This is a genomic window from Bacillus sp. JJ1566 (genome assembly GCF_036962685.1).
Taxonomy (GTDB): Bacteria; Bacillota; Bacilli; order Bacillales; family Bacillaceae_L; genus Ferdinandcohnia.
Genome location: NZ_JBALOP010000018.1, coordinates 74,577 through 81,054 on the forward strand (window position 1 = coordinate 74,577; position 6,478 = coordinate 81,054).

At 36.0% G+C, this 6,478-nt stretch carries 9 protein-coding genes; 1 reads left to right on the forward strand and 8 read right to left on the reverse strand.

Annotation, left to right across the window (positions count from 1 at the left end; translation table 11 throughout):
• Nucleotide 1: 1 nt before the first annotated feature.
• The 8 genes from V7112_RS09530 to V7112_RS09565 all read right to left on the reverse strand — a co-directional run bounded on the left by V7112_RS09530 (nt 2) and on the right by V7112_RS09565 (nt 5,755).
• A complete protein-coding gene (locus tag V7112_RS09530; RefSeq protein WP_335418238.1) occupies nt 2-709 on the reverse strand; it encodes a pirin family protein in 708 nt (235 codons plus the stop codon).
• A gap of 141 nt (nt 710-850) precedes the next feature.
• Nucleotides 851-1,462 (reverse strand): NAD(P)H:quinone oxidoreductase, encoded by a 612-nt coding sequence (gene wrbA, locus V7112_RS09535; protein WP_335418261.1) that lies wholly within the window; start codon nt 1,460-1,462, stop codon nt 851-853.
• A gap of 100 nt (nt 1,463-1,562) precedes the next feature.
• Entirely contained in the window at nt 1,563-1,988 is a 426-nt protein-coding gene (locus V7112_RS09540; RefSeq protein WP_335418240.1) for a DoxX family protein, read from the reverse strand.
• 29 nt (nt 1,989-2,017) lie between these two features.
• Nucleotides 2,018-2,620 carry an alpha/beta hydrolase gene (locus V7112_RS09545; protein WP_335418242.1) on the reverse strand — a complete coding sequence of 201 codons (603 nt, stop codon included), beginning with the start codon at nt 2,618-2,620 and terminating at the stop codon, nt 2,018-2,020.
• Entirely contained in the window at nt 2,620-3,564 is a 945-nt protein-coding gene (locus tag V7112_RS09550) for a ring-cleaving dioxygenase (protein WP_335418244.1), read from the reverse strand. The genes V7112_RS09545 and V7112_RS09550 overlap by 1 nt, the downstream gene beginning before the upstream one ends.
• A 99-nt stretch (nt 3,565-3,663) precedes the next feature.
• On the reverse strand, nt 3,664-4,602 hold the full coding sequence (locus V7112_RS09555) for a ring-cleaving dioxygenase (RefSeq protein WP_335418246.1): 939 nt from the start codon (nt 4,600-4,602) through the stop codon (nt 3,664-3,666).
• Between the two features lie 140 nt (nt 4,603-4,742).
• Nucleotides 4,743-5,171: a MarR family winged helix-turn-helix transcriptional regulator gene (locus V7112_RS09560; protein WP_335418248.1), complete on the reverse strand. Its 429-nt coding sequence runs from the start codon at nt 5,169-5,171 to the stop codon at nt 4,743-4,745.
• A gap of 89 nt (nt 5,172-5,260) precedes the next feature.
• On the reverse strand, nt 5,261-5,755 hold the full coding sequence (locus tag V7112_RS09565; protein ID WP_335418250.1) for a hypothetical protein: 495 nt from the start codon (nt 5,753-5,755) through the stop codon (nt 5,261-5,263).
• Between the two features lie 296 nt (nt 5,756-6,051).
• On the opposite strand from V7112_RS09565, the gene V7112_RS09570 reads away from it, so the two are divergent.
• On the forward strand, nt 6,052-6,372 hold the full coding sequence (locus V7112_RS09570; RefSeq protein ID WP_335418253.1) for a winged helix-turn-helix transcriptional regulator: 321 nt from the start codon (nt 6,052-6,054) through the stop codon (nt 6,370-6,372).
• The last annotated feature ends 106 nt before the right edge of the window (nt 6,373-6,478 follow it).

Below are 6,478 nucleotides of genomic sequence, written 5' to 3' on the forward strand. Positions count from 1 at the left end.
ATTAGGCACCACCCAAATCTATCAATAAAAAGAAGGTTTCTTTCGTTGATTTTAATGTAAGTTCATTTAGTTCAGTAATACGTGCACTGTCTCTTTTTTCAACAACCACATCATCATTTAAAATAAGCTCGCCATCTATCACAAAAACATACATTTTCCTACCTTGTTCCTGTTGATAGACAATCTCTTCCCCTGCATCCAATTTGGACAGGTATAATGTAACGTCACTATGAATGTTTGCCACTCCATTGGTTGGGGTTGAAGAAACGATTGGTAACAACTTATTCCTCATTGAATCCGTATCATAAGCAATATCCTCATAGGAAGGAGATAATTGCTTATGAGTTGGTTTAAACCATAGCTGTAAAAAGCTTGATTCCTCTTCTGTAGAAGGATTCATTTCAGAATGGAGTAAACCTGTTCCCGCAGTCATACACTGAACATTTCCATATTGTAATATCCCACTATTCCCCAGACTATCCTCATGCTTTAGTTGACCACGCAATACAATCGATACAATTTCCGCTTCTCTATGTGGGTGTATACCAAATCCTTTTCCCGCCTGTACTGTGTCATCATTAAAAACACGAAGCGGACCGAAACTGATATTTGATTCATCATAGTATTCACCAAATGAAAAACTAAGATTACTCTCCAACCAATCATTCTTAACAGAGTAACGAGATGCCGCTGGATATCTTCGAATCATTTTGTCTCACCTCTAAGTATCTTGAAATCAAGATAAATATATATCAAAAAGCATATTTTGTCAATTTTCACCTACTTCAGAATAAGTAGAAGATAAAAAAAGAGCTAATCAGCTATACTTGATTAGCTCTTTAGAATTACATTACTGATTTGCTTTTTTCACCCATTCAGCTACATTAACAGTACGTTTTGCTTGGTGTTTTACAGCTGCCTGTACATCCTCAATCATTTTTCCATCCTGACCTACAGTAACACTTGTTCCGTACGGATTTCCTCCAGCTCCAAATATTACTGGATCCGTGTAACCTGGAGTTGCAATAATCGCTCCCCAGTGCATCATGCTTGTGTATAATGAAAGGATTGTTGCTTCTTGACCACCATGTGGATTTTGAGCTGAAGACATCGCACTAACAACCTTATTAATCGTTTTGCCAGTAGCCCAAAGTCCACCCTGAGTATCAAGAAACTGTTTCATTTGTGAAGGCATATTACCAAATCGTGTTGGTACACTGAATATAATGGCATCTGCCCACTCTACATCAGCTGATGTTGCTACTGGAACGTCTTTCGTTGCTTCAACCGTTGCTTTCCATACATCATTTCCTTGTATAACAGATTCAGGAGCTAATTCTTGGACCTTCAACACTTTAACCTCAGCCCCTGCTTCTCTTGCTCCTTCTTCAGCCCATTTTGCTAGTTGATAGTTTGTTCCACCCATGCTGTAAAAAATGACTGCTAATTTAACATTTGACATCTTTACTGTCTCCTTTTCTGATGAATTACCAAACAGTTTTGATAAAAAGCCCATTTAACACACCTCCTATTATTCCGCCTTTTTTAAATTACATTCCTTTTTAAGCTGCTCTTTTTACCTCATTTGAATTCTCATTAAAAAGCAATTGATGTAGTGATAATAATTTACTTCCATTAATCGCGAGATAAACCGCTATTGCTAAAAATGCCAAATCTAATTCATACCCTGCCATTTGCCCGTTTCCTAATATACCAACTGGAATTTTAGCCATAATAATTGCACCGACCATTAATAAAGCAGATAAAACTGAGACAAGTCTAGTAGCAAATCCGATGATTAAAGCTATACCTCCAATGACTTCAAATAAAGCAACTCCATAGGCCATAAATCCAGGTATATTAATACTCTCAAACCATCCAACAGTATTCTCAATTCCTCCTTGGAATTTTACTAACCCATGTATGAAAAATAGTATTCCCAATGTAACTCGTAAAATTAGTGCTCCAATTTCGTTTTTTTGTACCATTTTCTCTTCTCCTACCAATTATTTGTTTATTAAAACTTTTTATACCATTGTGCAGCAGCTTCTACTTCTGTCGCTGTCAACTGATGACCTCTGTTTTCCCAATGAATTTCTACAGTTGCATTTGCCTTTTCTAATAAAGATTGTAGCTCTGCGGATTCCATTGGAGAGCAGATTGGATCATTTGTTCCAGCTGCAATAAATACTGACTTTCCTGTAAGGTTTGGAAGATCAATTCCTTTTCGAGGAACCATAGGGTGATGAAGAATTGCACCTTTTAATGCATCTTGATAGTGAAATAAAAGGCTAGCCGCTATATTGGCTCCATTTGAATATCCAATTGCAAGGATGTTCTTACGATCAAATTCATATTTTTCGGCTGCTTCATCAAGAAACTCGTTCAATTCTTTCGTTCTGAAAATAAGGTCTTCTATATCAAAGACACCTTCCGCCAATCTCTTGAAGAAACGTGGCATTCCATTTTCTAACACATTTCCTCGTACACTTAATACTGAGGCTTCATCATCAATTCTCCCTGCAAGAGGCAACAGATCCAATTCGTTTCCACCAGTACCGTGAAGTAACAGTAAAGTAGGTTTTTGAGGGTTTGTACCCTTATTAAAAATATGTTTCATCACTTATCTCCTTCTAAAACACGAACCTCCACCGGAGGCAAGGTCTCTTCTAATTCTTCTCGCTTTGCCTCTAACCATGAGGGCAGCATTAGTTTTTTACCTAGATCATCGGTTGGCTCATCTACTGAAAAACCTGGTGGGTCGGTTGCAATTTCGAAGAGGATTCCTCCCTCTTCATGAAAATACACAGCCTTAAAGTAGTTTCGATCGCGTATTTCTGTTGGATGATACCCTTTCTCTTTAAGGAGATTACTCCATCTAAGCAGATCTTCTTCATCACTAGCTCTCCATGCGATATGGTGAACCGTACCTGCCCCCATTAGACCTCTAACCGAAGGAGTTAACTTAATATCTATGATATTTCCAAGCAATGCTTCAGACTTGAATCGAAGAAAACCTTCTTCGTCGCCAATACATGTAAGACCTAATACATTCTCAAGAACTTCAGCAGTCTTATTGGGTTGTGCGGAAATTAAAGTAGCCCCAGCAAAACCTTTTATTGCATTCTCAGCTTTAATCTCACCGAAACTCCAATTATTGATTGGACCTTCGTTTCGTTCGATTAGTTCAAGCTCCAGTCCGTCTGGATCATTAAATGCTACATATCGTTCACCAAAGCGGTTGGAAGACCTGAAATCAATACCAAACTTTCGCAAACGCTTCTCCCAAAACTCTAACGAACCAGGCGAAATGGAGTAGCTTGTGACTCCTACTTGCCCCATTCCAATTCGGCCTTTTAGCTGTTTGGGCCATGGAAAAAAGGTAATGACCGTTCCTGGTTTACCAGTTTCATTCCCAAAATAAAGGTGATAAACCTCTGGGCGATCGAAATTAATCGTTTTTTTAATAAGTCTTAGCCCAAGTACCCCTGCATAAAAATCAATATTTCTTTGCGCATCGTTTACCATTGCAGTTATATGATGGATACCAGATGTTTTTTGCATCCCATTCTCTCCATTCATTGGGACGGAGGGACAGGTCCCGCGTCCCAAAAAGTTTTTCATTCATAATGGCGGGACAATGTACCTGTCCCCTTGACCCTACTAATCTAATTTTTTCACTTTAATAGGTATTAAACTACGTTCGAGCTGCTCTCTATATTGTTCATACTGTGCAGGTAACATTAATTGTTCTCCCATTGTTTCGCGTGATTCATCGTGAGCGAATCCAGGAGGATCTGTTGCAATTTCAAATAGAATTTCGCCATGTTCTCTAAAGTAAATGGCATTGAAATAATTTCTATCTTGTACTGGAGTTACTCCGTAGCCATTTTCAGCAACATATTTTTGCCAATCTAATTGGTCGTTGTCATCAATAGCTCTCCATGCGATGTGGTGAACCGTTCCAACACCCATTTGTCCTCTTCCGGTCGGAGCCGCCTTTAGGTCTATGATATTTCCAATGTCGGCTGTAGAACGGAAACGTACAAAATCTCCTTCACTATCTACCTTTTCAAGACCCATTACTTTTTCTAGTAATTCAGCGGTTTTATCAGGCTGTGATGAAAATAATATTGCGCCACCAAAACCTTTTATCGCTACTTCTGGTGTTACTTCTCCGAATGTCCAAGGATTGATTTCTCCCTCTTCTCTCTCCACGATTTCAAGGTGAAGTCCATGTGGATCATCAAATTCCAGATAATCTTCTCCAAAACGTTTTATTTTAGTGAAAGGAACATTGAACTTTTGTAATCTTTTTTCCCAGAATTTTAATGCGCCACTTGGAACTGCGTAAGATGTAACACCTACTTGACCATCGCCAATTTTTCCTTGATAGGCGTCTGCCCAAGGGAAAAATGTAATAATTGTCCCTGGATTTCCTCCTTCATCACCGAAATATAAATGATACGTGCCTGGATCATCAAAATTAACTGTTTGCTTTACTAAACGTAATCCTAAAACCCCTGCATAAAAATCCACGTTTTCTTGTGGGTGACCTACTATCGCTGTAATATGGTGAATACCCATTGTCTTTTTACTCAATTTATAACACTCCTATTTGTAATTTAATATCAGGTTTTACTAATTAAATTAAATCATTCTTCATGTCATTTAATCTTTAATTAGAGTATCTTGATTTCAAGATATATTACAAAAAAAAATATCTTTACTATATTGAATTATTATTTTTCCACTTTTTCTTTTACTCTTTGTAATAAATCTATCAGAGTATCCACCTCATTAGCATTCAGTGAATCAAAAACATTATCAACGAAACCCTCATGTTCAGGCATAATTTTATTCATGATTTCATTACCAGCATCAGTCAATGATACATGTATTGCGCGTCGATCTTCTTGACAAGCACTTCTCCTTAGTAATCCTTTTTGTTCTAATTTATCGATTACATATGTCATTGAACCGCTTGTGATCAGTACACTTTTTCCAATTTGTTGAATGGTTTGTATCCCTTTATGAAATAGCACTTCTAGTACCGAAAACTCAGTTATGCTAATGTTATTTTTCATCATATCGTCTCTAATTCTCTCTTGGAGCGCTCTTGATGTTTTCATTAAAATCAAAAATGGTTGGTTTGTGCATTTTCTTTCCATGCTTGCACCTCCTTGAAAAATAAAATCTCGAATTAATTTATCTCGGATTCAAGATAATATTAATACATAAAAACACATTTGTCAATCACCTAACCAGCTTTTTTTACTTCTGCCCTTAATATATCCTCTGTTTTCAGATCAAGTGTTTTTTCTAATAATTCAATGGTACGTACTGTTTCTCGAATATCTTTTTCTGTTACGACATTTTTAGATTTCATTTCTTTAATTAAAGTTTTAATAGAAGACTTAAACGCATTTGTGTTGATTAACCATTCTCCAATTAATTTCTTAGTTGCTACTCTCTCATTTACATCTTTTATACTAAAAATGTTTTGAATTTCAGGTTCTAATAAAGTAATTGTATTCTTTTCTGGATGTATTCTTATCCAAAAGTAGTTAACCTGGTTATCATAATAATTTTGATCAATCAAACGATAATATTCAATACCTATCTTTATATCGAAAAAGGGACTGTCCTCTGTCGGAACGTGCAGATCCGCTACATGGACATTTTTTGGGATATCTAAATACGTTTCTAATCCTGACTTGGTATCAATCATTTTTGCATCTAATACTTGCATCATTTTCTATCTCTCCTTTTCAAATAAATCATTTTATTTTATTTGGTGAAACTTTAAGGTTACTTTATGTAACCAATATTACACCAGAGGTTACTTTTAGTCAACTAGTAACTACTTTATTAATTATTAACAAATTATTATTTTTTATCATCGTGGTGTAATCTACTAATATTGTCACAATTACTTCATATATTCCCATTTATAAAATGTGTTCTTTAGGATATAATTTAATTATACATTATATTACCTTGTTACTTTTTGTATATATAGATAATTACTACTTTTGGAGGTGTTTTGTCATGGTGGAAAAAGATATTCAGGAAAGAATATGTTCGAAGGTTGAAGAGTCGTATCATTTGATCGGTAAAAAGTGGATGGGTTTAATCGTTCATACGTTAATGGAAGGTCCAAAACGCTTTAGTGAAGTACATGCAAATATCCCTGATTTAAGTAAAAGAATGCTTAACGAAAGGATAAAAGAACTAGAAGATTGCGGTTTAGTTCTGCGCAATGTTATTACGGATCGTCCCGTACGTACAGAGTATTCCCTAACAAAAAAGGGACATGAATTGGGAAAGGCATTAAAAACCGTTGAGACTTGGGCTGATAAATGGTTATAATGATTTCTAAAAGTAAGCTAATACTGTTTGCTCATGCCTTTTGCCATGATCAAGCAGTTTTTTTGTTATAAAAAGAGGATACTAAATATTAAACTGGTACCTATGT

What these genes read in the sequence shown, in the direction of transcription:
- V7112_RS09530 (WP_335418238.1), bottom strand. Translation starts at nt 709, where the DNA reads ATGATTCGAAGATATCCAGCGGCATCTCGTTACTCTGTTAAGAATGAT.
- wrbA (WP_335418261.1), bottom strand. Translation starts at nt 1,462, where the DNA reads ATGTCAAATGTTAAATTAGCAGTCATTTTTTACAGCATGGGTGGAACA.
- V7112_RS09540 (WP_335418240.1), bottom strand. Translation starts at nt 1,988, where the DNA reads ATGGTACAAAAAAACGAAATTGGAGCACTAATTTTACGAGTTACATTG.
- V7112_RS09545 (WP_335418242.1), bottom strand. Translation starts at nt 2,620, where the DNA reads ATGAAACATATTTTTAATAAGGGTACAAACCCTCAAAAACCTACTTTA.
- V7112_RS09550 (WP_335418244.1), bottom strand. Translation starts at nt 3,564, where the DNA reads ATGCAAAAAACATCTGGTATCCATCATATAACTGCAATGGTAAACGAT.
- V7112_RS09560 (WP_335418248.1), bottom strand. Translation starts at nt 5,171, where the DNA reads ATGGAAAGAAAATGCACAAACCAACCATTTTTGATTTTAATGAAAACA.
- V7112_RS09565 (WP_335418250.1), bottom strand. Translation starts at nt 5,755, where the DNA reads ATGATGCAAGTATTAGATGCAAAAATGATTGATACCAAGTCAGGATTA.
- V7112_RS09570 (WP_335418253.1), top strand. Translation starts at nt 6,052, where the DNA reads ATGGTGGAAAAAGATATTCAGGAAAGAATATGTTCGAAGGTTGAAGAG.